Below are 23,654 nucleotides of genomic sequence, written 5' to 3' on the forward strand. Positions count from 1 at the left end.
TTTGTAATTGAATTTGATTCTTTAATGGTATGACAAAAAATGAGAATAAAAAACTTTGCTTTTGATAGCTATCGGGATTTCTAGATTCATTTTTAATTTCATAAGCCTTCGACTAAGCTCAGGGTGACAATAGGGTATGATAAAAAATGAGAATAAAAACTTAGCTACTTAGCGCCTTTGTGGCAAAAACAAAAAAGCATAAAAAAAGGGCGATACTATATCAAGTACCGCCCTAAAGGTGAATTTTAATCTACATTCTAAAATTAGATTTTAAAATGCCGCATTGAAGCGTACAGTTTTTGGTAAACTACTATAAGAAAGCTAAACGAAGTTTATTCGTTTATGATATCGCCTTCTTTAGTTTCTTCGCTGGCAATTTTTACCAGTTTATCTTTTTGGTTTAGATCACCGAAGATTTCAATTTTATCGTCGATTTCTCTTCCTTTTTTTACATCAACTCTTGTTGCTTTGTGGTTGACTACTTTAATCACAAACAATCCTTCAGCAGAATTCACTAAAGCCGATTTTGGAATTACAAATGTACTGTCTTTCGCGTTAAGCGGTAACAAAACTTCGGCTACCATTCCTGGTAATAAATCTCCTTTTGTGTTGTGTACATCCATTTCTACGCGTTCAGAACGAAGTTTCATGTCTAATGCTCCGGACATTCTCGTGATCTTCGCTTTGAAAGTTTCCGGCAATGATTTTACATTAAAACTCATTTCATCGCCATTGTGTAAATATCCTGTGTACAATTCCGGAATAGAGACTGCTAAACGCAATTTGCTTTGTTCCTGAATGGTCAATAAAGGCAAATCAGATCCTTTTCCTGCAGGACCAACAAATGTTCCTAAATTCACATTTCTTGCTGCTACAACTCCGTCAAAAGGAGCACGAATTTCAAGATAACCTCTCATAATCGACACTTCTTTGTGGGCTGCAACTGCTGCCTGGTATTGTGCGTAATCTGAGTTTTTCTTTCCGTTGGCCATTTCTAAGTCATTTTTAGAAATCGTTCCTTCGACTTTACTCGTTTCATACAAACGGTTGTAGGTACTTTTTGTAGTAGCATAAATAGCTTCCATCGATTTTAGTCTTGATTCGGCTGCAGCTAGTTGAGAACTGATTTCCGGCGCTTCAAGAACGATCAAAAGTTGTCCTTTTTTTACTTTAGTACCAATATCTACTTTTAGCAATTTTACAAAACTGCTTACTTTTGCGTACAAGTCTACTTGTTGAAAACCGGTTAATTCGGCAGGTAAACGCAATTCTGTAGTTAGTTTTTCTTTTTCTAAAGAAAACGTTTCAGTTTTAGGCTCAATTTCTGCAGCAGGAGTTTCTTCTTTCTTGGAATTACAACTAGTTAGAAAAAATACGGCTACAAAAAATAATGCGGTCGATTGTATAATGTTATTTTTCATTTTTTGGATTTAATGATGAGATATAATGGATGCTTTCTTCGTCCTCAGGATCTAAAGAAACAGATTGTGTTGTTGTTTTTTCTTGTGCCCATGCAAAAATCAATGGCAAGATAAGCAATACTGCAAAAGTGGAGAATAATAATCCACCAATTACAGCTCTACCTAACGGAGAAACCTGATCGCCACCTTCGCCATGACCAATTGCCATAGGCAACATTCCCGCAATCATCGCAACAGATGTCATGATAATAGGACGAAGACGCAACGCTGCAGCTTCACGTGCTGATTCTAATGCATTTCCGTTTCGTTTTCGAAGCTGTTCAGCATTCGTAACCAATAAAACGGCATTTGCAATCGACACCCCAACGGACATAATGATTCCCATATATGATTGTAAGTTTAGTGTAGAACCTGTAATAGTCAGCATTAATAATGCTCCTAAAACTACCGCTGGAACTGTGGTTAAAATTACCAACGAAACCTTGAACGACTGGAAATTAGCGGCTAACATTAAGAAGATTACAAATATGGCAACCAATAAACCTACTTGTAAACTGCTTAATGTTTCTACCAATACTTTACTCATTCCGATAGGAGTAATGAATAACCCCCTAGGTAATTCTCCCAACGAACTGATAGTTGCATCCACATCTTTTACTGCCGTACCTAAATCGGTCTGGCTAATGTTGGCTGTAACGGTAATGTATGGCATAGCCCCTAAATTGTCATTTTCACCACTTACAAATCCGGGTGTAATTTTTGCAACGTCACTTAAAACAGGACGTAATGAATTTTTTAATACTGGAATTTCTCCAATATCAGTTTTGCTCTTCATTTGGTTTAGTGGTACCTGAACCTGAACGTTGTATGATAATCCTGCTCTTTCATCTACCCACATATTCTTCTCGGTATATCTTGATGATGAGGTAGAAGCCACAAGTGATCTTGAAATATCATTCATGTCAACACCCAATTCAGCAGCACGAGTTCTGTCAATATCAATATTCATGGCTGGATAATGAATTGGCTGACCAATTTGTACGTCTCTGAAATAAGCAATCTTTTTAAGTTTCTCTACAATTTGATTGGCGTATAACTCATTTCGTTTTTTGTCTTTTCCGGCAATACGAACTTCGATTGGAGTAGGGGATCCCTGGCTCAAAACTTTATCTGTTAATTCGATTGGCTCAAAAGAAAGTTTCACATCGGGAAGCACTTTTTTTATTCTGGCTCTAAAGTCGTCTTTAAAGTCGTCCATATCGACATGATATTCTTTTAAACTCACCTGAAATACTGCTTCATGCGAACCTGCCATGAACAAATAAATCGGGTTAATCGAGAATAACGACGGGTGTTGTCCTACATATACAGATGAAATTCCGATATGCTCTTTGCCCACCATTTTTTGTAATTCTTTCAGAACAATAATCGCCTTTTCTTCGGTACGTTCTAAACGGGTTCCATCAGGAGCACGCATTCTTAGCTGAAACTGACTTGAATTTACTTTAGGGAAAACATCTTTTCCAATGAAATTAAGAAGGGTAACAGCCAAAAGCGTAATTCCTACTAAGTAGATTAAAGTAACTGCTTTTTTATGAGGGAATAAACTATTTAAAGTCTTCATGAATCGGATTCTGAAACGCTCGAAAGCACCAATTTTTCCGTCATTGTTAGTATCATCTCTTTCAACGTAACCTTTTTTCTGAGTAATCAAATCTCTCTCAGATTCCGGTGTAATTCCGCTATCGTTAAATTCAGCTTCATCATCTGTAATACCAGGTGCGTGTTCGTGTTTTTCGTGTCCTTTCATTAACCAGTTCGCCATTACGGGAACAAAAGTCTGAGATAATAAAAACGAAATAACCATAGAGAAACCAATTGCCAAGGCTAATGGCAGGAACAAAGCTCCAGGAATTCCGACCATGGTAAATGCCGGAGCAAAAACCGCCAGAATACAAAGTAAAATCAATAATTTAGGCAACGCAATTTCCTGACACGCATCCCAGATGGCGAGTGCCTTGGGTTTGCCCATGTCGAGATGCTGGTGAATATTTTCGATGGTTACCGTACTTTCATCCACCAAAATTCCAATGGCCAATGCCAATCCGCTTAAAGACATTAAGTTGATCGTTTGTCCGAATAATTTCAGGAATAAAACTCCTGATATTATCGAAATTGGGATCGTTAAGATTACGATCAAAGCGGCACGTTTGTCTCCAAGGAAAAGTAAAACCATTAATCCGGTTAAAACTGCCCCGATAATACCCTCGGTAATCAAACTTTTTACCGAGTTGATTACATAAACCGACTGGTCAAATTCGTAAGATAATTTTACATCTTCTGGAAGTGTACTTTGAATTTTTGGCAATTCTGATTTTAATTTCTGAACTACATCCCATGTCGAAGCATCTCCTGCTTTTGCAATACTGATATAAACCGAACGTTTTCCGTTTACCAAAGCATAACCTGCCGTAATATCGGCACCATCCTTTACAGTTGCCACATCGCCAAGAGTTAAGTTCTGAACGCTTCCTTTGAACAACGGAATTTTCTCGAAATCCTTAACTTCTTTAATGGTATTATTAGTTGGTGTAATGTAATTTTTATCACCAATTCTCACATTTCCTGACGGAGCTGTCTGGTTGTTGATACGAATGGCTTCTACAACCTGATCCGGCGTCATATTGTGCGAACGCAATAAATCCGGATCAACATTGACCTCGATAGTTCTTGGGCTTCCGCCAAAAGGTGCCGGAGATAATAAACCGGGAATCGAAGTAAACGAAGCACGAACGTAAACGTTGGCTAAATCCTGTAATTCATTATTTGATCTGATTTTACTACTCAAAACCAATTGACCAATTGGTAAAGACGAAGCATCAAAACGAATGATAAACGGCGGTTGTGTTCCCGGAGGAAATGCCGCCTGGATTCTGTTCGAAAGTGAACTCAATTCGGCTGCAGCCTGAGCCATATTCGTGTTTTCATAATAGGTTAATTTCATAATCATCAACCCCTGAATATTCTTGGTTTCTACCGATTTTACACCATTGGCAAACGGTAAAATGTTGACATAAGTCTTAGCAAAATAAGCTTCCATCTGGTCCGGTGTATAACCACCAAAAGGATGTGCAATATAGATAACCGGCAAGTTCATTTTTGGCAGGATATCTACCTTAATGTCCTTGATGGCACCAATTCCGAAGAAAAATAGACCCGCAACCAATACTAATATGGAGATGGGTTTGCGGAGTGCAAAACGTATTAAATTCATTGGGATCTAATTAAAATTCATTTATAAATAAGTCAAAATTGCCAGTAGCTGCTACTTTAAGCAAGAATGATTGCCACACATTATTGTTGACGATATCACGATCGATTTCGGCACGATTCAGCGTATATAGCGTTTGGGTTATATCCGTTAAATCCGTTAATCCGTTTTTATATAAAGTCGATTTTTGCAAATAGGCTCTTTTTGCTGCATCAACCTGAATTGGTGCTTCGGCAAAGTTGTCGATTGTGATTTTTATTTTATCATCGGCCAATGCCAGTTGCGATTTTAGTTCTCTGTCGGCTTGGTTATATTCTTCTTGTAAACCTTGCGAAACATATTTTTGAGCGCTTACTTGTTTGCTTGCTCTAAAAGGCGTCGTCAGGTTCCAGCTAATTCCGATTCCCACCAAATAATTGGTACGATCCGGATTTACGCCATCCCAATAATTTCTGTTGAACGAATTTTGATCTGTGATATAATCGCTATTAAATCCGGAAGCACGCGTTTGCAAAACACCAAATGCGCTCATAGTTGGATAATAAAAACGTTTGTAAAGTTTCATTTGTTGATTGCTGTAATCAATTTTAGTTTTGTAAAATTGAAGTAAAGGGTGCAGACTATCAGAAGTTGCTGTTCCTCGAAGAATCTCTTTCGGAATTTCATTTACAAATAAAGTGTCCGTTACAAAATCCTGAGGAGCAACTCCCATCAAATCAACTAATTTGTTATTTTGTTCTTTGACGAAGTTTTTAGCCAGGTTCAAAGAGATTTTAGCTTTAGAAACTTCGGCTGTAGCTAATGTAGAATCGACTCCGGCCAATAATCCATTTTTAACCCGTGCAACAGCTGTCTTTTTGAAAACTTCTGCGCGGCTTAAATTCTTTTGTTGGGAAATCAATAATCTTTGGCTCGCTAGTAAGTTCAGGTAAGCAGCAGAAATTTTGATTTCCTGTTGGAATTCTTCCTGTTTCAAATCTTTTTCTTTTGCCTGAACATCGACTTTCGCCAAATTGATTTTCTCCTGAATTTTTCCAAACGTGAAAAAATCCCAGTTCATGTTGACCAAATACAAGGCGCCAAAAGCTGAGTTCCAGTTTTGATCCGGCAATGCGGGTCCGGAAGAAGCTGTTCCTAAACCATTAAAACCATACATGACACCGTTCTGGCCATTGATGGTTCCGTAATCCTGTTGTGCCGATAAGTTAAGGTTTGGCAGATAATCACGCTTGGATTGTTTGAGAGTCTCGCGTGACGCATTCGTGTAATTGCTTTTTGCCTTGATCGAACCGTAGTTTTCTAAACCTGTTTTTACTGCTTCTTTTAAAGACAAGGTTTGTGCATAACTACCACAGGCAAAAATCAAGAAAACTAACAAAGTAATTTTTCTGAAGTACATAAAATTAGTGATATGAAATTGATAGAACAAAATTATTTCTCTTGCGCTGATATATGTCATGTTAAATGATGTACTACGATAATAAATGACCAATTGAATTTGTCATTTATTGGAAATAATAATTAATTATTTGTGCGTACTTTGTAAACTATTTAAGTATTAAAAATGAATAAAAAATTTGATAACATATTAGACAACAAATGGTGGCAGGAGGTAGCCGTTGTTGTCTTTTCATTTACGATCTATACGTTAAAAAATGACTGGATGTTATTTAGTTCTTTTACTTCCATATTAATGGGTGTGTTTTTCTATCTGGTTTTATACATGCATGCCCAATTCAATCGTTTCTTTCTTTTACCTATTTTATTCAAAACACAACGTCCTGTAACTTATATCATTTTAACTCTTTTTGGTGTATTTGTCTTTTCGGTAGTTTTATATGAGATTACAATGCTCGATATGTTTAGTAATTGTCATCTGTATCAAAATTCTCATCAACGAAGTTATGCGTATCAATTGGCAAGTGTTTTAGGAACTCTGGTTTGTATTTTAAGTCCTATAATCGTATTTAAATTCTATAGGATTCACAGAAAAAAAACAGATGAAACCTTATTGTTCAACGAAATGCAGCTCAATTCACTAAAAGGGCAATTGAATCCACACTTTTTATTTAATACCTTTAATACACTTTACGGAATAAGTTTGGAGTTTCCCGAAAGAACGCCGGATTTGATCATGAAAGTGTCGCAATTAATGCGTTATCAGCTCGAAAGCAATAATAAGAAATGTGTTTCTCTTGAAGATGAACTGGAGTTTATAAACAGTTACGTACAACTCGAAAAAGAAAGGGTAGGATACCGTTGCGAGATTACTTATGATTGTAAAATCGATAACGAGAATGCCTATAAAGTATCGCCGATGCTGTTGATTGCTTTTATCGAAAATGCCTTTAAACACGGGACTTGTGCGATTGAGAAATGTTATGTCAGAATTATAATTACAGTAGAAAATGGTTTGCTGCATTTGCATGTCGTCAATTCAATTCCGACAAAAAAGACAGATGTTGTTTCTACTAAAATTGGATTGAAAAATACAATAGAACGTTTGAATTTAATCTATGGTAAAAACTATAAATTAGACATTCAGGATGGTAATAAGAACACATATATTGTAGATTTGAAGTTGCAATTGAAAAAGTTTGTAGAATGAGAGAACCCAAAAAATGTATAATTGTAGATGATGAACCGGCGGCACATTATGTGTTGGCGAATTATATAAAGCAAAATCCACAATTAGAGTTGGTTTTTCAGGGCTATAATGGCATCGAGGCAATGGATTATCTTCGTGAGAATCCTGTTGATTTAATGTTTCTCGATATCAATATGCCCGAGATTTCAGGAATGGAATTGCTAAAGATTATTCCAACACATCCTAAAACCATTTTGACAACGGCTTATTCTGAATATGCGCTCGAAAGTTATGATTATGGTGTAATAGATTATCTCTTAAAACCTATTTATTTTCCAAGGTTCTTAAAAGCAATTGATCGTTTTTTTGCTACCGAGGGCGCAAAAATAAAAACAGAAGAAACAGTTGTGAATTCTGTGAATGTAAAAGTCGATGGTTATTTTATGGATATCGAACTTGATCAGCTTTTATTTGCGCAGAGTTTTGGTAATTATGTAAAATTGCACACAATAAAAAGAACCTATTTAGCCTCGATTACAACAAGCGAATTGGAAAAATGTTTACCTGAGAAAAATTTCATGCGCATTCATAAATCATATATCGTAGCGCTGGATAAAATCGAAGCAACAGACAAAGATTTTGTGGTCATTAAAAATGAAAAATTACCGGTCGGGATTACCTATAAAAGGGAATTATCCGACCGGATAAAAAAATAAAACTCGAAATAAGATTGCTTACTAATTCAAATTATTTCAAATAAAGCCTGTGATGATGTTTTTCTGACAGGCTTTTTAGATTCTGGTTGAGTTTTATTTAATATATATTATATGCATTTTTGTTTCCAGACGGGTAGATTTACTCCTTTGAAAATCAGCCATAAACTTAATGTTAATTCTGCAATCAGACATGGCATTAACAAAATTATGCCGGAAAGCTGCGGAACAAGAATTAAGGCAAAACTATTGAACAGATAACAGATCCCTGCTATTGTCATTAAAACGCCAATTATCTTTGGAAAGTATCCTGATTTAAAAATTAAATATCCTTCAATAAGACAAACAAACCCAAAAAAGATTAATCCAACCCCAAATCCAAAATCATGCAGTTTGATCGACAGATACGATAAAGTATGCAATTGATCCGGAGTAAATGATTTTAGATAATCAGCGTCGCCCAGAAAGAATAATGCGGCTAAGAGATTTAATTTATTAGCAGCCAAAACGGCTGTTTGTATCAAATTGAATGACAAATTAATTAAGGCCAGTTTCCTGCTTACCGGTTTTAAAAGGTAATAAAGCAGGATCATTACAGGCAAATCGCAAATTTGCATAATCAGATCAGCCGTAATCCCTATTTTCCATAAAAATTGAGAATGTATAATATTATTTGCTGTTGCAGCAGCATCACCTGAAACAAACAGTTTATTTCGAACAAAAGTCTCTGCAAAGAATCCCATGATGATAATTATGAGATATAGCATTCCTGCAATACGAGCATAATTTTGCGGTGAACTTTCGAAATTCTTAAGACTAAATTTCATGGTTTTTGTGGTTGTGGTTTGTTATAAGACGGTTAATTTCGAATAATGTTACTATTTGTTTTAACATTTCTTTTATAAATTAATTTTTCTCAAAATAAAGTAGTAATTTTAATACGTTATTTAGCGAATGTCAATTTAAAACTCAGGATCATGAAAAATCTTTTTTTATTTATTATCTTTTTATGCAGTAGTTTTATAATAGGACAAAATGGAGTTTCTCCGGATAAAGCAGTTACTCCGCCGGAAAAAGTTTTATATACTTTTCAAAAAGAATATCCCGGCAAAACGCCCACCTGGACAATGAAGTATGTTGGCGACGATGATGATGAAATTCGTTACGAAGCCAAATTCAAAACCAATGCGACTAGCGAAGCATTAGCAGTTTATGATAATTTGGGTGTTTTAAAAGCCTTTGAATCTCAGATTGCGCTGAGTAAACTTCCTGCAAAAGCTCAGGCATACTTAAAGAAAAATTATCCTGCCAAAGCCATTAAAGAAATTGCAGTTGTGGTAGATGATAAAAATAAGACAACATATGAAGTAGAAATACAAAAAGACTTGAAATTCTATGATGTTGTGTTTGATAAAAATGGAGGTTTTGACGTGATTGTCGAAAAAGATTAAACCAGAATACTTACTAACTCAATATATTTCTAAATGACAAATCCGACAGATTTTGCAATCTGTCGGATTTTGTTTTTTAGGATATTAAGTATTATGAGCAAACCCGACAGGTTTCAAAAACCTGTCGGGTTTAACACTATGATTAATTAACAATCAACAATTAATAATTCACAATTAATTAAAGCATCATTCCGCCTGAAACTTCAATACGCTGTGCATTTACCCATCTCGCATCTTCGGTACATAAAAAAGCAACGACACCGCCAATATCATCAGGTAAACCAACTCTTCCTAAAGCTGTTACAGATGCTATTTGTTGGTTCATTTGTTCATTATCACGAACAACCCCGCCGCCAAAATCTGTTTCTATAGCACCAGGAGCAACTACGTTTACTCTAATTTTTCTTGTGCCTAATTCTTTTGCCTGATATCTTGTCAGAGTTTCAATAGCACCTTTCATAGCGGCATAAGCAGCATAACCAGGAAATGAAAAACGAGCCAGACCTGTAGAAATATTCACAATTCCGCCACCGTCATTTAAGAAGATCAACGCTTTTTGAGTTAAGAAAAATGGACCTTTGAACTGAATATTAGTCAATTGATCAAATTCAGTCTCAGTTGTTCCAACAAATGAATTATGGATTCCTATTCCCGCATTATTTACTAAAAAGTCGAATTTATCTGTTTGGAAAGTACTTCTTAAAGCCTCTGAAACTTGATTAAAAAAGCCATCAAAAGTTCCTGAATCCGCCACATTCAATTGTAATGAAGCTGCTTTTTGTCCTAAACCTTCAATTTCTTTTACCACAGCATCAGCTTCGTCTTTTTTGCTGTTGTACGTAATGATAACGTCGATTCCTTTTTTTGCAATTGCGATTGCCATATTTTTTCCTAAACCTCTGCTACCACCGGTAACAAGAGCTATTTTTGTATTTACTGCCATTTTATATATGTTTTAAATTTTATTTATTATTGAATTAAAAATTGAGAATTAAAAATGTATGCCACAGATTAAAGGATTAAATAGATTATAAAATCTGCTTGATCTTTTAAATCTGCGAGAAAAAAATTAAACACATAGAAACATAGATTTTATTTTGAGTTAAAAAGATTGTAAAAGAAACTAGTTTCTAACACATAGCTATGTGAATTTAAATAAATGAAATGCCTTTTTTAAAGTTGCTAAAAGCTATGTTTCTATGTGTTTAATTAAATTATGTTCCATCAAATTAATTAGAATGCAATGCGTTAAATGAAGCTTTTAATTCCGGAACACTTGCGTTTATTCTTGTTGCACTGGTTCCAAAAGTAAGTTCATCTTTTCCTTCTTTCAATTGCTCAAAAATAGAGATGATAAAATCACTTACGCTTGGATGTGCGTCATGCAAACCAGGAGCTCCCAAATCTGTATTTAGTGCCGGAGGAATAATTTCGATCACTTCAATGTTTTTTGATTTCAATATATGACGAAGTGAAATTGTAAACGAACGGAAAAATGCTTTAGTAGCTGAATAAACCGGAACTTTTGCGAAAGGCGAAAGTGCCAATCCAGAAGTCACATTCATTACGGTCGTAAGCGATTTTAGCTGAATAAAAAGTGACGTTAAATGTAACGGAGCTTCAATATTGGTAGCAAGTTCTGTTTTAGCACTTTCATAGAAATCAGCATCCGTAACCGACACCCATTTCTGGATTCCTGCGTTGTTAATTAAAACATTCAAATCAGGATGATTTTCTGCAATCCATTCGTAAAGCGCTATACGCTCAGATTCGATTGCTAAGTCACATGCTTTTGTAATTACGGCTGGGAATTTTGCCTTTACTTCATTTAAAACAGACTCTCGTCTGCCGCAAATAATTACAGTGTTGTTTTCCTGAATAAATCTTTCGGTTAAGCCAAGTCCAATACCACTTGCGCCACCTGTTATTAGAATTTTGTTATTTGATAAGTTCATCTTTTTCGTTCTTTTAAATTGATAGGACAAAGGTAGGAGCGAAGTAGGCTTAGGGAATTGTAAATATCAAATCGATGTTTGCGAAATTCAAACCAAGGGAAGAAAATAAATCTAAAAATAAATTCTAAAAAATAAATTCCAAATTCCAAAACTTGGTGTTCAACTTTGTCAAAGTTTAAAACTTTGACAAAGTTTTCCAAAATCTATATTCTATATTCTATGATCTATATTCTATGATCTATATTCTATAATCTATATTCTATAATCTATATTCTATGATCTATATTCTATAATCAATTCCTGAATGCTAAAGGCGTATAGGTTGTTTGTTTTTTAAAGAAGTTAGAAAAATGCGCCAGTTCCTCGAAACCCAATGAAAATGCGATTTCAGAGATATTCCAATCGGTTTGTTTTAGGAGTACTTTTGCTTCATTGGTTAATCTGCTGCTGATGAGTTCAGTGGTGGTTTTTCCGGTGTTTTCTTTTAAAACTTTATTTAAATGATTCACATGAACGGATAATCGTTCGGCGAAATCTTTGGCTGTTCTCAGTTCTAATCGTTGATTTGGTGATTCTATTGGGAATTGTCTTTCCAGTAATTCAGCAAATAAAGAGGAAACTCTTGCTGCCGAATTATGTTTGGAATACAAAGCGGTTATAGGCTGCAATTTTTGCCCAAAGTGAATTAACTCCGCCACATAATTTCGGATTAAATCATATTTATAAATATAATCAGAATTAATTTCTTTTTGTATTTTGTTGAAAATCAATTCCACTTCGGCAACTTCTTCATCCGTAAGCTGAAAAATAGGATATCCGTCTGATGCAAAAATAGGAAGTTCATCTAAGTCAATTCCGCTTTTGTTTTTGGATAAAAACTCACTTGTAAAAACACAAAATTGTCCGGATTGATTGGTGTCTTGCGGAAGATAATTATAAGGAATTTTTGGTGTAGCAAATAAAAGCCCCTGTTTGTTGATTTCGATTATTTTATCGGCATATTCAGCTCGATTTTTACCTTTTATCAAACTGATTTTGTAGTAAGCACGTCGATCATATGGCATCCCGGGTTTTCCCTGCATTCTTTCCAAAAGTTCTTTAATATCAAAAACATTAAAATGACCAATTTCTTTTTTAATGTCGTTGGGTAATAATGAGCTTGGTTCTACAGAAGAGCCTTCGGTAATATCCTGGTAGAATGAATCTAGTGATTTCATAAGAGTGAATTGTAAAATTCAAATATACGAAAATTAAAAGATTGTTTTTTTAGTTTGAAGTTTCAGGTTGCTTTGCTTTGTGTTTATTTAACCGCAAAGGCCGCAATTTTTTAGTTTGCGCTTAGTAAACGCAAAGAGTTCGCAAAGCTGCTTGAAGACAAAGCTTTTAGAATTTTATGTTTTTTAGCACGCAGATTTAGCAGATTTAAACGGATTTAAGCTGATTTTTTTGTTCATTTTTGTCATCCTGAGGAGCGAAGGATCCCAAGATAGCAGTATTTAATAAATAAACTTTGTGTCTTAGTGCCTTTGCGGCAACCCCATCAAAACAAACTTCCCTGAATTAATTCCGGTTGTGGATTACTGCCAAAAGAAAAACTATCTATTACGAAATATTGCTTTTTAGGTTCTAATTCTCGTAATATTATATGATCGCACAAAAAGCGAACATCAATTGTGGTAAATAATTCGTTTGCAATTGCAATATTTTCAGGACTAAGTTTTCTTGCAATAGAAATATGTGGATCGCTGCTTCTGTCTTTACCAGGTATCAGGAGTGTATCCTGAATTTTTTTCATGATAGATTTCAGTTGTACTTTAGAGTTTTCGTCAGGACCAATGAAGAATGCACCATTTGGATAAGAATCGAAATGATCTGAATGTACCTGAAAAGGAGTAAACGTATCAGCGATTTTACCCAGCTTTTGTTTGAATTTATCGATTTGAGAATCATCAATTTTAAATTCGCAAATTGTAATGTGAGCTACTGAATTTTTGCTGTTGAACCAACCAATTCTGGAAGCCAAACCTTCTTTCATGGTTTTGATAATTTGTATAATTTCTTCTGAAGGATGAATAACAACTGAATATTTCTTTTCCATTTAAGATTGGATTTTATGCAAATTTAAATTTTAAAATGAAAACGTATGATCGATACTTTAAAAATAAGGAAACCTAAAGTTTTCCCTTTAAATACAATCTGTGTTCTATTTCTGATTTAAGTAATCCGCTTCCTCCGCCAAAATGTTCAATTACTTCTACTTCAGGTTGGTGTTTGATGCAAAACGATGTAAAATCTTTTTCGACTTGTTCTTCTATCGCAGAACTTAATAAAACAATATCAATTTTGTTGTTTAAGAAATATGTCTGAGCTGTTTTTTCGTCATTGAAAGCTATTGCATTCCAGTTTTCGTAAGCGTTTACCAGTCGTAGTAAAATTTCCAGGATCGGTTGGTTTTTTCCGAGTATTAAGAATTCATATGTTTTCATAATCAATATTTTATTTGCAAATTTAGAAGTAAAATAATAGTTTGGACTTAATCCAGGATAAGAAATAGAGTTTCTGAGTTTTTAATTTGAATATTTAAGCAATTCAGAAAGTAAGGTTTTTAGCAATTTCTTGAAAAAAGTGTTTTTAAGAGATATTTTTTTTTAGAGTTAAATAAACGATAACCTCAGAGAATTAGTGTGTTAGCGTTTTTTGGATAAAAATATTTTGCATGAATGAGGAAAGCCGTAATGTTTTCTTTAAAGTAGCTTGTAATTTTGTCGCGTAGAAATCGATATAGGTGATGTTTTTTGCCTTTTTAAACAACATTACAGATACTACAGGTTAACTGTTTTTGGAGAAACATTTTTTTTTTTTGCAATGAAATTTGACATATCCATTTGATGATGGATGGCTTTGTATAAGTTTGCAAGCATACAAAAGTCTAATTTTACAGGGTTTTTAGATAACGTTATTTTGTAACAAAGTCTAAAGACCCTTTTTTTATTGGGTGAATATTAGAATTCCGGTAATCCAGATATGAATAAAGTCCCAATTGATTTTGAATTTCTGGGGAGAAAAACCATAGAAATTTTTAAAAGCTGCCGAAAAATGTGACACATCTTTATAGCCGCATTTATATGCTACGTCGCTAACGGTCGAAGCCTTATTCTGAAATAGTTCTTTGGCATGTTCCATTCGGAGTTTAATAATATAGCTTTTTACAGTAGTTCCAAAACAAGCTTTAAATCCTTTTTTTAGCTTAAATTCATTTAGCGAAATCGTTCTTGAAAGCTCTGTTAATGTTGGTGCATGAACATAATCTTTATCCAATATATGTTTCGCTTCCAGTAATTTATTATAATCGTCTTCATCAATTTGATCTTTTTGTACCGGTATGGTTATGATTTTTTCAAGTTGATGTATCAGCAGTTCCTTGATTTTGGTTTCCAAATACATTTTTTTTAATGCGCCCTGACGATTACAATTCTTTATTTCGTGAATTACCCATTGTATCGCTGGCGTAAACGGAATGTATTTTGAGGTCAGATAACTGGATTTTTTAAGCAAGATATTTTTTGAAAATTTCTCATGAAGTTCCCAGTCTTCGTTGATAATCTTGTAGTAAAAATCTTTTGATAGGATGATTGAGAAATGGTTAGTTTGTTCGAAAGCAGGTATTTTAAAAGTTGCCTTATATTTTGTAGCGTAAAATATATTATGGGTATTCTTTTTTGAATATTTTTCGGTTTCTAATTGATCAATATGAGTTTCGACATTATTGCAGCAGATAAAATTCATGACAACTGATTCTTCGTCAATTTCAAAAATGATAGTTTGTGGGGTCGAAAAAAGCATTTGTGTATCCAGTAAAACCATTCCGTCTGTAATCAAATGATGGCTTTTAATTTCTTCTGAATCGTTGTTTTTTATGTAGACATTCTCTTCCGTTAAATAATTTTTCGGATAATGAGTGCCACCAATTTCAATTTGAATAATTGAGTTTTCGTGTCCTGAAATTTTCGATTTGATCTTCAAAATATAATCCGTTTTTACAAAATAATAATCCGTTTTTCCCTATCTTTTTTAGAGTTGTTGATGGTACTTTTGCGCCAAAGTTATTTATAATTAGTCTAATTAAAGATATGACAACTCACAAATTTTTATTTTTTAGTATATTTTTTTTCTTTACAATCCTATCGTATTCCCAGCAAAAACTGGGAGTTTCAGTAAGTGGAGAGGTAACAGAAAATTCAGGGCAAACAATTCCTTATGCCACAATTAATATAGAAAAAACTGACTTAAGTATTATTTCTGATGAAAACGGAAAGTTTATTTTCAAAAATGTAAAGCCGGGAAAACATGTTTTAAAAATTACGGCAATTGGTTTCTCAACTCAAAAAAAACACATTGAAGTTTTAGCAAGTAATGTCAGTTTTTCTGTTCAGTTACAGAGTGAATTGAATCAATTAGAATCTGTAACAGTGTTAGGCCGTTCGCAAACAGATAAAGTAAACAAACAAGCTTATAGCGTTACGGCGATTGATGCAAAAAAGCTCCACAATTCTACTCTCGATTTGTCGCATGCATTAGACAGGGTTTCCGGTGTTCGGGTTCGTGAATCGGGTGGTGTAGGTTCTAAATCTGAGCTTTCTATTAATGGTTTTTCAGGTAATCAGGTAAAGTTTTTTATTGATGGTGTGCCTATGGATAATTTTGGTTCGTCTTTTCAATTGAATAATATTCCAATAAATCTTGCTGACAGAATAGAAGTTTACAAAGGTGTTGTGCCTATCTGGTTAGGCGGAGATGCTCTTGGAGGTGCGGTTAATATTGTAACAAATTCTAAACCCCGCACTTATCTGGATGCTTCGTACTCTTTTGGATCATTCAATACACATCGTACGACTATCAATGCGGGATATACGGCAAAAAGTGGTTTTACTACTGAAATTAACGCGTTTCAGAATTATTCAGATAATAATTATTGGGTAAATGTTGAAGCGGCCGATTTGTACACAGGCGAATATTTTCCAAATGCCCGTGTGAGAAGGTTTCATGATAGTTATCGCAACGAGACGGTGATTTTTAATATTGGAATAACAGGTAAAAAATACGCTGATAAATTATTATTTGGTTTTACAGCCGGAGAAAACAAAGCCGATATTCAAACTGGAGCCCGAATGACGAGTGTCTTTGGAAAAGTGTACAGCACAGGAAATATCTTAATGCCAACAGTAAAGTATCAGGTAAAAGATTTATTTACAAAAGGGCTAAATGTTAACGTTACGGGTAATTTTAATTTTGGTGAAGAACAGAATGTCGATACCGTTTATAGAAGGTATAACTGGTTTGGAGATTACAGAGAACTCGTAGGATTAGGTGGTGAACGTAGCCGTACGCTGCGTAAATTCAAAAATAATAATGGTATAGCCACAGCAAATTTTACGTATGCTTTAGGACTAAGACATTCTTTTATGCTAAATAACACGTTTAATACTTTTGATCGTAAAGAAAGCGATGAGTTGGTTCCGGAATCATTAGTATATAAGCAACCGAAAAAAACACAAAAAAATGTTTTGGGCGCAGGTTACAAATTTGACTACAATGAGAAATGGAGCACATCTGTATTTATCAAAAATTACTCTTTAAAAAGTACTTATTCAGAAAGTTACAACCCTTCCGGTACAACTGGTGATATTGCGTACAGAGAACATGTTAACAACAAAAATCTGGTTGGATATGGTGCCGCCAGCAGTTATTACTTAAAACATAATCTGCAGTTAAAGGGGTCTTTTGAAAAAAGCTACAGATTGCCAACTCCTGAAGAATTATTTGGAAACGTAAATAATAATATAGCGGGGAATATTGGACTTGAGCCGGAAACAAGTAACAATTTTAATCTTGGATTCAGTTATCAGACTAGTTTTAAGAAAGTCAATGCGATGACATTCGATGTAAATCTTTTGTATCGGGATGCAACTGATTTTATTCGTCCTGAATTGAATCTGAATCAAACAATGGTAACCAATGTGAACCAAAAAGGAGTTACAAATTATGGTATAGATGGTGAAGTGAGATATTCATACCGAAATAGATTTACTGCGGGGATGAATATGACGTATCAAAATCTTCGTAATATGACGAAATACGAACCAAACGAAAATTTTGTGTCGTTATGGTACAAAGACAGAGTGCCTAATATTCCTTTTCTTTTTGGCAATCTGGATGCTTCAGTATTTTTTTATGATTGTATAAAAAAAGGTAATAATTTATCTATTGGCTACAACTTTTTGTATGTACACGACTATTATTTATCATGGCCAAGCCGCGGTACCAAGGATGGTAAACTTGATATACCACAACAATTTAATCATGATTTAAATGCGGTTTACACCTTTGCAGATGGTAAATACAATATCGCATTCGAGTGCAAAAATGTCTTAGACAACAAGCTGTATGACAACTTTTCGCTGCAAAAACCAAGTCGTGCTTTTAATATAAAATTCAGGTATTTTTTCACCAAATCAAATAAATAAATTTAATAATTCAAACAATAAACTATTATGAAAAAAATGGGCAAATTAGCGATATTATCGGCTGTAGTGGCTTTTACATCATTCTCGTGCAGCAGTGATTCTGACAAATCTGCAGGCGAACCAGGTGGAGGAGGAGATACAGGTAAAACAAAATACATTATTACTGCTACTACAGGAGCAGCAGGAATTGCAGATTATTTACTGACGGCTGATGATATTTCTACAGGATCTATTACAACAACAGGAAACGGATTAGAGCAAGACGGTTCGTACCGTTATTATATTACCAATCAAAATAAATTCTTTAGCTTACTTTACGGACAAGGAAACCCTGGTGCAGTAACTACTTATAATCTGAATACAGAAGGAAAATTGGTGAAAAAATCGAATTTCCAGGCTGAAACCGTACAGGTATTTGCAGCAGTAAACAAAGATATCTTAACAATAAAAGTTCCAAGAAGCGGTGATGCTTCGATTGCTTCAATGTATAAAATTGATGCTGAAAAATCATTAATTACCGGTGAAGCGCAACACGACACTAAAAAATTAGCAAAAAACGGAGAAAGAGCTTTTTATACCTGGGCGACTCAGGTTGGAGATAAAGTATATATGCCGTATATGAGTATCAAAGGAGATGGAGTTGATAATTTTGGAACTGTAAATCCGGATAGTACCTGGGTGGCTGTTTACAACTATCCGGAGCTTAAATTAGAAAAAGTAATCAAAGATAACCGTACAAGTTATTTAGGTGCTTATTTTACAAATGGATTGTTTCAGGATGAAAACGGTGATGCGTATGGATTCTCAGGAGCAATCGCAACAAGTAATTCAGTTTTGGTTTCTAAAAAGCCATCTGCAATTATTAAAATTAAAAAAGGAACTACAGAATTTGATCAGTCATACTTTTTTAATGTACAGGAAAAATCAGGAGGGTACAAAATCTCAGCTACAAGTTATATCTCAAAAGGTAAATTTTTATTGTTGATGTACGGTAATGTGGGTAAAAACAACGGAGCAGCTAAATTGGCTATTGCAGATGTTTACAACCAAACATTTACATGGGTAACGAATGTTCCCGCAACATTAACTTCGGCTACAAGTCGTTATAATATTACTACAGAAGACGGAAATTCTGCTGTAATTGGTATTAATACACCTGAAGGAAACTGGATTTATACTATTAATGGTTCAACTGCGGTTGCTACTAAAGGTATGAAAGTCGAAGGTGGTCAAATTACTGCAATTGCGAAGTTAAAATATTAAAATTGGTTTTTTTTGAACCGTAGGCCTTTCGGGGCTTGCGGTTTTTTTATTTATCCTTATACGTTATTAAATATGTTTTCTTTTTCAAAATCAAAATCAAGTTCAAATAAGAAAAAAAGTAAAAAATCGCTTTTCAAGCGTGTTATGGCCTGGCTGCATTTATGGCTCGGACTGGCTTCTGGTATTATCGTCGTCATTGTTAGTATTACGGGCTGTATTTATGTTTTTGAAAATGAAATTAAAGATTTTATTGAAGACTGGCGTTTTGTCGAACCTCAGGAAAAAGCTTTTTTATTGCCCTCCCAGTTGGTTACAATTGCAGATAAAGCAATGAAAGGAAAACATGCAACCAGTGTAACTTTTGGAGAAAAAGAGGATGCCGCCATTGTGGGATACTTTATCCAAAAGAAAGAAGAAGGAAAAGACAAAGAAGGAAAAGGGAAAAAAGAAGGAATTGCTAAAAACGATAGCGAGAAAGGAAAAACATTAGAAAAAGGAAAAGCAAAGGGAAAAGGAAAAGAAGAAAAACCCAAAAAGAGAAGAAGTGGTGTTTTTACCAGTATATATATGAATCCTTACACAGGTGAGATTCTTAATATAAAATCAGTTTCAAGAACAGATTCCCCGGATTTTTTCAGATGGATCTTAAATGGTCATCGTGCCTTATGGCTGCCTTATGATATTGGCAGGCCAATTGTAGGTGTGGCGGTTATAATTTTTGTTATTCTATTGATTTCAGGTATAGTACTTTGGTGGCCAACCAAATGGATTAAGTCAATTATTAATAAAAGTTTCAAAATAAAAACAGATGCCAGTTTTAAACGTGTCAATTATGATTTGCATAATGTGCTGGGGTTTTACAGTTGTATTTTTCTGTTCTTTATTGCTGTAACCGGCTTGGTATGGAGTTTTGGCTGGTGGAGTAAATCCTTATATTGGGTTACTTCCGGCGGAAAACCATTAGTTGAAAATAGAGAATCTCCAAAATCTGATACAACGCACGTCAAAACATTTGAATTGTCTACAGTTGACAGGGTTTTAAAAAACATAGCAAAAGAAAATCCTCAGGCTGCAGGAATTATGATTAGTATTCCTGAAAAGCCAGCGGACCCTATTGGCGCATTTGTTTACAAACAAAAGAACACCTATTATAATATGGATCGCTATAGTTTTGATCAGCAAACCTTAAAAGAAATATCGATAAAAACTCCTTTTTCAGGAAAATATATCGAAGCCAATATTCCGGATAAAATTCGCAGGATGAATTATGATATTCATGTGGGCGCTGTCCTTGGACTTACCGGAAAAATTATTGCTTTTTTTGCCAGTCTGATTTCGGCAAGTTTACCCATTACGGGATTTTTAATTTGGTGGGGAAAACAGAAATTTGGCAAAAAAACTGTTTCATCTCCAAAGGTTGCGGCAAAAGCAATTCCCATCGCTAAACCTAAGCAAGTGTTAGAGAAAGAATTGTCAGTATAACGGACTGAGAATCCGTTTTTATACTTTTTGATGTTAGTTAGAAAGGCGAAACTTTATGAGTTTCGCCTTTTGTGTTACTTTAATTTTGATTGCTGTATCCGCGGGTTTTAAGCCATTCTTCACAGTCTCTTGTCCAGAATTTGCTAGTATCTTTTACACCTAGTCCAAAACCGTGTCCGCCTTTTTCATAGATATGCAATTCAGCAGGAACTCCGTTATTTTTCAAAGCCAAATAATAATTAATACTGTTTTCTGGCATAACGGTCTGATCGTCGCTGGCATGTACTAAAAAAGTGGGAGGAGTTTGAGCTGTTACTCTTTTTTCATTCGAAAAATAGTCCAGAACATCCTGAGAAGCATGATCACCTATTAAGCTGGTTTGTGAACCTTTGTGCGTAATATTTTCAACCATTGATATTACAGGATAAATTAAAAGTGCAAAATCCGGACGCGCACTTACTTTAGAACTTGTATCATAAACTTTATCATCATAATGCGTCGCTAAAGTCGAGGCTAAATGTCCGCCGGCAGAAAAGCCCATAATTCCAATTCTGGTAGGATCAATATTATATTTTATAGCATTTTGTCTCACGTAACGCAACGCTTCCTGAGCATCCTGTAGCGGTCCAACACTTTTGTTTTTCATTATTTTATCACTTGGCAATCTGTATTTTACCACAAAAGCAGCGATTCCTAAAGTATTAAGCCATTCAGCAACTTTAGTACCTTCTTTGTCAATAGCCAAATGCTGATATCCACCGCCGGGAAAAATAAGAACTGCCGCTTGATTGGGTTTGTTTTCCTTTGGCAAAAAAATACTCAAAGTAGGAATTGAAACTAAACTTGTGCTTTGCACTTTTCCGTCTTTGATACTTTGGTTTTCCTTGTAATCCGGAGCTTTAATTTGATCCGGTATTTTATTCCAAATCGGGATTATTTGATTTTGTGCCTGCATTTCATTTGTTATTCCTGCAACGAGCGCAAGAACTATAAAAGCTTTTTTCCAGTGGGATTTTTTCGGAGTTTTCAATTGTATTGTGATTTAGTTCAATGATAATGTATTGGAAGATATTCAAAAATAGAACTTTTTATTGATTTATGAATTTTAAAGAAAGTTAAAAAAACAAGTTTTGCCTTAAATAAGAAAGTTCGTCCAAAAAAGATTTGAAAGTATTGATTTTGGTACAATTTTACCCCTTAAAAAGGACAAATTTCACATGTGATCATTTAACAAATATATTGTTTAATTTGTAATTTTGAGCATATTTTTTTATTCTATATGTTTATTTATTTGATTAAAATAATTTTTTATACAATTTATTTGGAATATAAAGATTAAAAAGTATATTTGTGCAATCGATTACATTGTTTTGTTTCATTAGATTTAATGCATTGATTTTACGGTCTGTGCGCAGGGTTTTAAGGAGCAAAATGAAATTACCAAAAAAAATATCAATTTTTTAACAAGCCTTTACTATGAATCAACCACCAGATGCAGTTATTAACAATGAAACAAAAAAAACAACAGGAAGTTATCGTTGGAGTATATGTGCCTTGCTCTTTTTTGCAACGACCATAAATTACTTAGACAGACAAGTACTTTCTTTAACATGGAGTGATTTTATTGCACCTGAATTTCATTGGACAAACAATGATTACGGAAATATTACAGCACTATTCTCTATTTTTTATGCAGTTTCATTATTATTCGCAGGAAGATTTGTCGATTGGTTAGATACTAAAAGAGGGTTTCTTTGGGCTATCGGAATATGGTCTTTAGGAGCTTGTTTGCATGCATTTTGTGGTATTGCAACAGCAGGAATTATTACAGGAAATTGGTTTGTAGGCTTTGAAGGGGCTAAAGACGCTATTAATCTTGTGCAAGATACCGGATTAGTTATTAATGTAAGTGTTACATTATTCATTTTTGCCCGCTTTGTTTTGGCGGTAGGAGAGGCAGGAAATTTTCCTGCAGCTATAAAAACTACAGCAGAATATTTTCCTAAAAAAGACAGGGCTTTTTCTACCAGTATTTTTAATGCCGGTGCAACTGTAGGAGCATTAGCCGCTCCGATATCGATTCCGTTTATCGCGAAATCTTTCGGTTGGGAAATGGCTTTTATTATTATTGGGGCACTAGGTTTTGTCTGGATGGGATTTTGGGTTTTTATGTATGATAAACCGGAAAGACATCCAAAAGTATCTGCTTCTGAATTAGAATATATCCAGCAAGATGATGTTGCAGATAGTAAATTAGTAGGTTATGTGCCTGAAACTACAACTAAAGTATCTTTTGCTGAATGCTTTAAATACAAACAAACCTGGGCTTTTGCTTTTGGTAAATTTATGACAGATGGTGTTTGGTGGTTCTTTTTGTTTTGGACACCGGCGTACTTAAGTTCTGTTTACGGAATGGATTCTACTCAGGCTGCTCTTCCGTTATTTGTTCTTTACATGATAACACTGCTTTCTATTATTGGTGGTTGGTTACCAACTTATTTTGTAGAGAAAAAAGGAATGAATCCTTATGAGGGCAGAATGAGGGCAATGTTAATCTTTGCATTTTTTCCTTTATTAGCTCTAATTGCGCAGCCTTTAGGGTATATCAGTTACTGGATTCCCGTAATTATTATTGGTATTGCAGGTGCAGCGCATCAATCATGGTCAGCCAATATTTTTACAACCGTTGGTGATATGTTTCCTAAAAAAGCAATTGCTACCATTACAGGAATTGGCGGTTTAGCAGGAGGTGTTGGTTCTACGATAATCAACAAAGGTTCTGGATTATTATTTGATCATGCTAAAGAAACCAATATGTCTTTTATGGGCTTTCACGGTATTGAAGCCGGATACTTCATCATTTTCTCCATCTGTGCTGTTTGTTACTTAACGGGCTGGATAGTAATGAAAGCTTTAGTTCCAAAATACAGCCCGATTACAGGAATGTAATATTTTTGGAAAATTTTATTACTTCAAAAAATGTATAT

At 34.5% G+C, this 23,654-nt stretch carries 18 protein-coding genes; 7 read left to right on the forward strand and 11 right to left on the reverse strand.

Going from position 1 to position 23,654, the window contains the following annotated elements; all coding sequences use genetic code 11:
• Nucleotides 1-332: 332 nt before the first annotated feature.
• From NJT12_RS12025 to NJT12_RS12035, 3 genes are read right to left on the reverse strand one after another with little or no spacing between them, the layout of a single operon-like run.
• Nucleotides 333-1,421 (reverse strand): efflux RND transporter periplasmic adaptor subunit, encoded by a 1,089-nt coding sequence (locus NJT12_RS12025; protein WP_271336157.1) that lies wholly within the window; start codon nt 1,419-1,421, stop codon nt 333-335.
• Entirely contained in the window at nt 1,411-4,695 is a 3,285-nt protein-coding gene (locus NJT12_RS12030; protein WP_271336158.1) for an efflux RND transporter permease subunit, read from the reverse strand. Before NJT12_RS12030 ends, NJT12_RS12025 begins: the two co-directional genes overlap by 11 nt.
• A gap of 10 nt (nt 4,696-4,705) precedes the next feature.
• A complete protein-coding gene (locus NJT12_RS12035) occupies nt 4,706-6,151 on the reverse strand; it encodes a TolC family protein (RefSeq protein WP_271336159.1) in 1,446 nt (481 codons plus the stop codon).
• 105 nt (nt 6,152-6,256) lie between these two features.
• Between NJT12_RS12035 and NJT12_RS12040 the strand changes: the two genes are divergently transcribed.
• Both NJT12_RS12040 and NJT12_RS12045 read left to right on the forward strand, forming a co-directional pair.
• Nucleotides 6,257-7,300: a sensor histidine kinase gene (locus NJT12_RS12040; protein ID WP_271336160.1), complete on the forward strand. Its 1,044-nt coding sequence runs from the start codon at nt 6,257-6,259 to the stop codon at nt 7,298-7,300.
• A complete protein-coding gene (locus tag NJT12_RS12045) occupies nt 7,297-7,995 on the forward strand; it encodes a LytR/AlgR family response regulator transcription factor (RefSeq protein WP_271336161.1) in 699 nt (232 codons plus the stop codon). The genes NJT12_RS12040 and NJT12_RS12045 overlap by 4 nt, the downstream gene beginning before the upstream one ends.
• Nucleotides 7,996-8,102: 107 nt before the next feature.
• Here NJT12_RS12045 and NJT12_RS12050 read toward each other — a convergent pair whose 3' ends face one another.
• Nucleotides 8,103-8,819 carry a DUF4386 domain-containing protein gene (locus NJT12_RS12050; RefSeq protein ID WP_271336162.1) on the reverse strand — a complete coding sequence of 239 codons (717 nt, stop codon included), beginning with the start codon at nt 8,817-8,819 and terminating at the stop codon, nt 8,103-8,105.
• Between the two features lie 150 nt (nt 8,820-8,969).
• Between NJT12_RS12050 and NJT12_RS12055 the strand changes: the two genes are divergently transcribed.
• Complete coding sequence (locus NJT12_RS12055) at nt 8,970-9,443, forward strand: PepSY domain-containing protein (protein ID WP_271336163.1); 474 nt, start codon at nt 8,970-8,972, stop codon at nt 9,441-9,443.
• Between the two features lie 178 nt (nt 9,444-9,621).
• On the opposite strand, the gene NJT12_RS12060 is transcribed toward NJT12_RS12055, so the two are convergent.
• The 6 genes from NJT12_RS12060 to NJT12_RS12085 all read right to left on the reverse strand — a co-directional run bounded on the left by NJT12_RS12060 (nt 9,622) and on the right by NJT12_RS12085 (nt 15,421).
• Entirely contained in the window at nt 9,622-10,386 is a 765-nt protein-coding gene (locus tag NJT12_RS12060) for an SDR family oxidoreductase (protein ID WP_271336164.1), read from the reverse strand.
• Nucleotides 10,387-10,672: 286 nt separating this feature from the next.
• A complete protein-coding gene (locus NJT12_RS12065; protein ID WP_271336165.1) occupies nt 10,673-11,398 on the reverse strand; it encodes an SDR family oxidoreductase in 726 nt (241 codons plus the stop codon).
• 293 nt (nt 11,399-11,691) lie between these two features.
• The gene (locus tag NJT12_RS12070; RefSeq protein ID WP_271336166.1) at nt 11,692-12,615 is read right to left on the reverse strand and encodes a helix-turn-helix domain-containing protein; all 924 of its coding nucleotides are present in this window, start codon (nt 12,613-12,615) and stop codon (nt 11,692-11,694) included.
• 323 nt (nt 12,616-12,938) lie between these two features.
• Nucleotides 12,939-13,496, reverse strand: coding sequence for a 2'-5' RNA ligase family protein (locus NJT12_RS12075; RefSeq protein ID WP_271336167.1), 558 nt, complete (start codon nt 13,494-13,496; stop codon nt 12,939-12,941).
• Nucleotides 13,497-13,569: 73 nt separating this feature from the next.
• Nucleotides 13,570-13,884, reverse strand: a complete 315-nt coding sequence (locus tag NJT12_RS12080; RefSeq protein ID WP_271336168.1) for a hypothetical protein — start codon at nt 13,882-13,884, stop codon at nt 13,570-13,572.
• Nucleotides 13,885-14,386: 502 nt separating this feature from the next.
• A complete protein-coding gene (locus NJT12_RS12085) occupies nt 14,387-15,421 on the reverse strand; it encodes a helix-turn-helix domain-containing protein (RefSeq protein WP_271336169.1) in 1,035 nt (344 codons plus the stop codon).
• A gap of 107 nt (nt 15,422-15,528) precedes the next feature.
• On the opposite strand from NJT12_RS12085, the gene NJT12_RS12090 reads away from it, so the two are divergent.
• The 3 genes from NJT12_RS12090 (at nt 15,529) to NJT12_RS12100 (ending at nt 20,667) form a co-directional block, all read left to right on the forward strand.
• The gene (locus NJT12_RS12090; protein ID WP_271336170.1) at nt 15,529-17,922 is read left to right on the forward strand and encodes a TonB-dependent receptor; all 2,394 of its coding nucleotides are present in this window, start codon (nt 15,529-15,531) and stop codon (nt 17,920-17,922) included.
• 27 nt (nt 17,923-17,949) lie between these two features.
• Nucleotides 17,950-19,185, forward strand: a complete 1,236-nt coding sequence (locus NJT12_RS12095; protein WP_271336171.1) for a DUF4374 domain-containing protein — start codon at nt 17,950-17,952, stop codon at nt 19,183-19,185.
• 72 nt (nt 19,186-19,257) lie between these two features.
• Nucleotides 19,258-20,667 carry a PepSY-associated TM helix domain-containing protein gene (locus NJT12_RS12100; protein WP_271336172.1) on the forward strand — a complete coding sequence of 470 codons (1,410 nt, stop codon included), beginning with the start codon at nt 19,258-19,260 and terminating at the stop codon, nt 20,665-20,667.
• 79 nt (nt 20,668-20,746) lie between these two features.
• Here NJT12_RS12100 and NJT12_RS12105 read toward each other — a convergent pair whose 3' ends face one another.
• A complete protein-coding gene (locus NJT12_RS12105; RefSeq protein ID WP_271336173.1) occupies nt 20,747-21,697 on the reverse strand; it encodes an alpha/beta hydrolase in 951 nt (316 codons plus the stop codon).
• Between the two features lie 446 nt (nt 21,698-22,143).
• Between NJT12_RS12105 and NJT12_RS12110 the strand changes: the two genes are divergently transcribed.
• Entirely contained in the window at nt 22,144-23,616 is a 1,473-nt protein-coding gene (locus tag NJT12_RS12110) for an MFS transporter (protein WP_271336174.1), read from the forward strand.
• The last annotated feature ends 38 nt before the right edge of the window (nt 23,617-23,654 follow it).

The sequence above is a fragment of the Flavobacterium azizsancarii genome (assembly GCF_027980145.1).
Classification (GTDB): Bacteria; Bacteroidota; Bacteroidia; order Flavobacteriales; family Flavobacteriaceae; genus Flavobacterium; species Flavobacterium azizsancarii.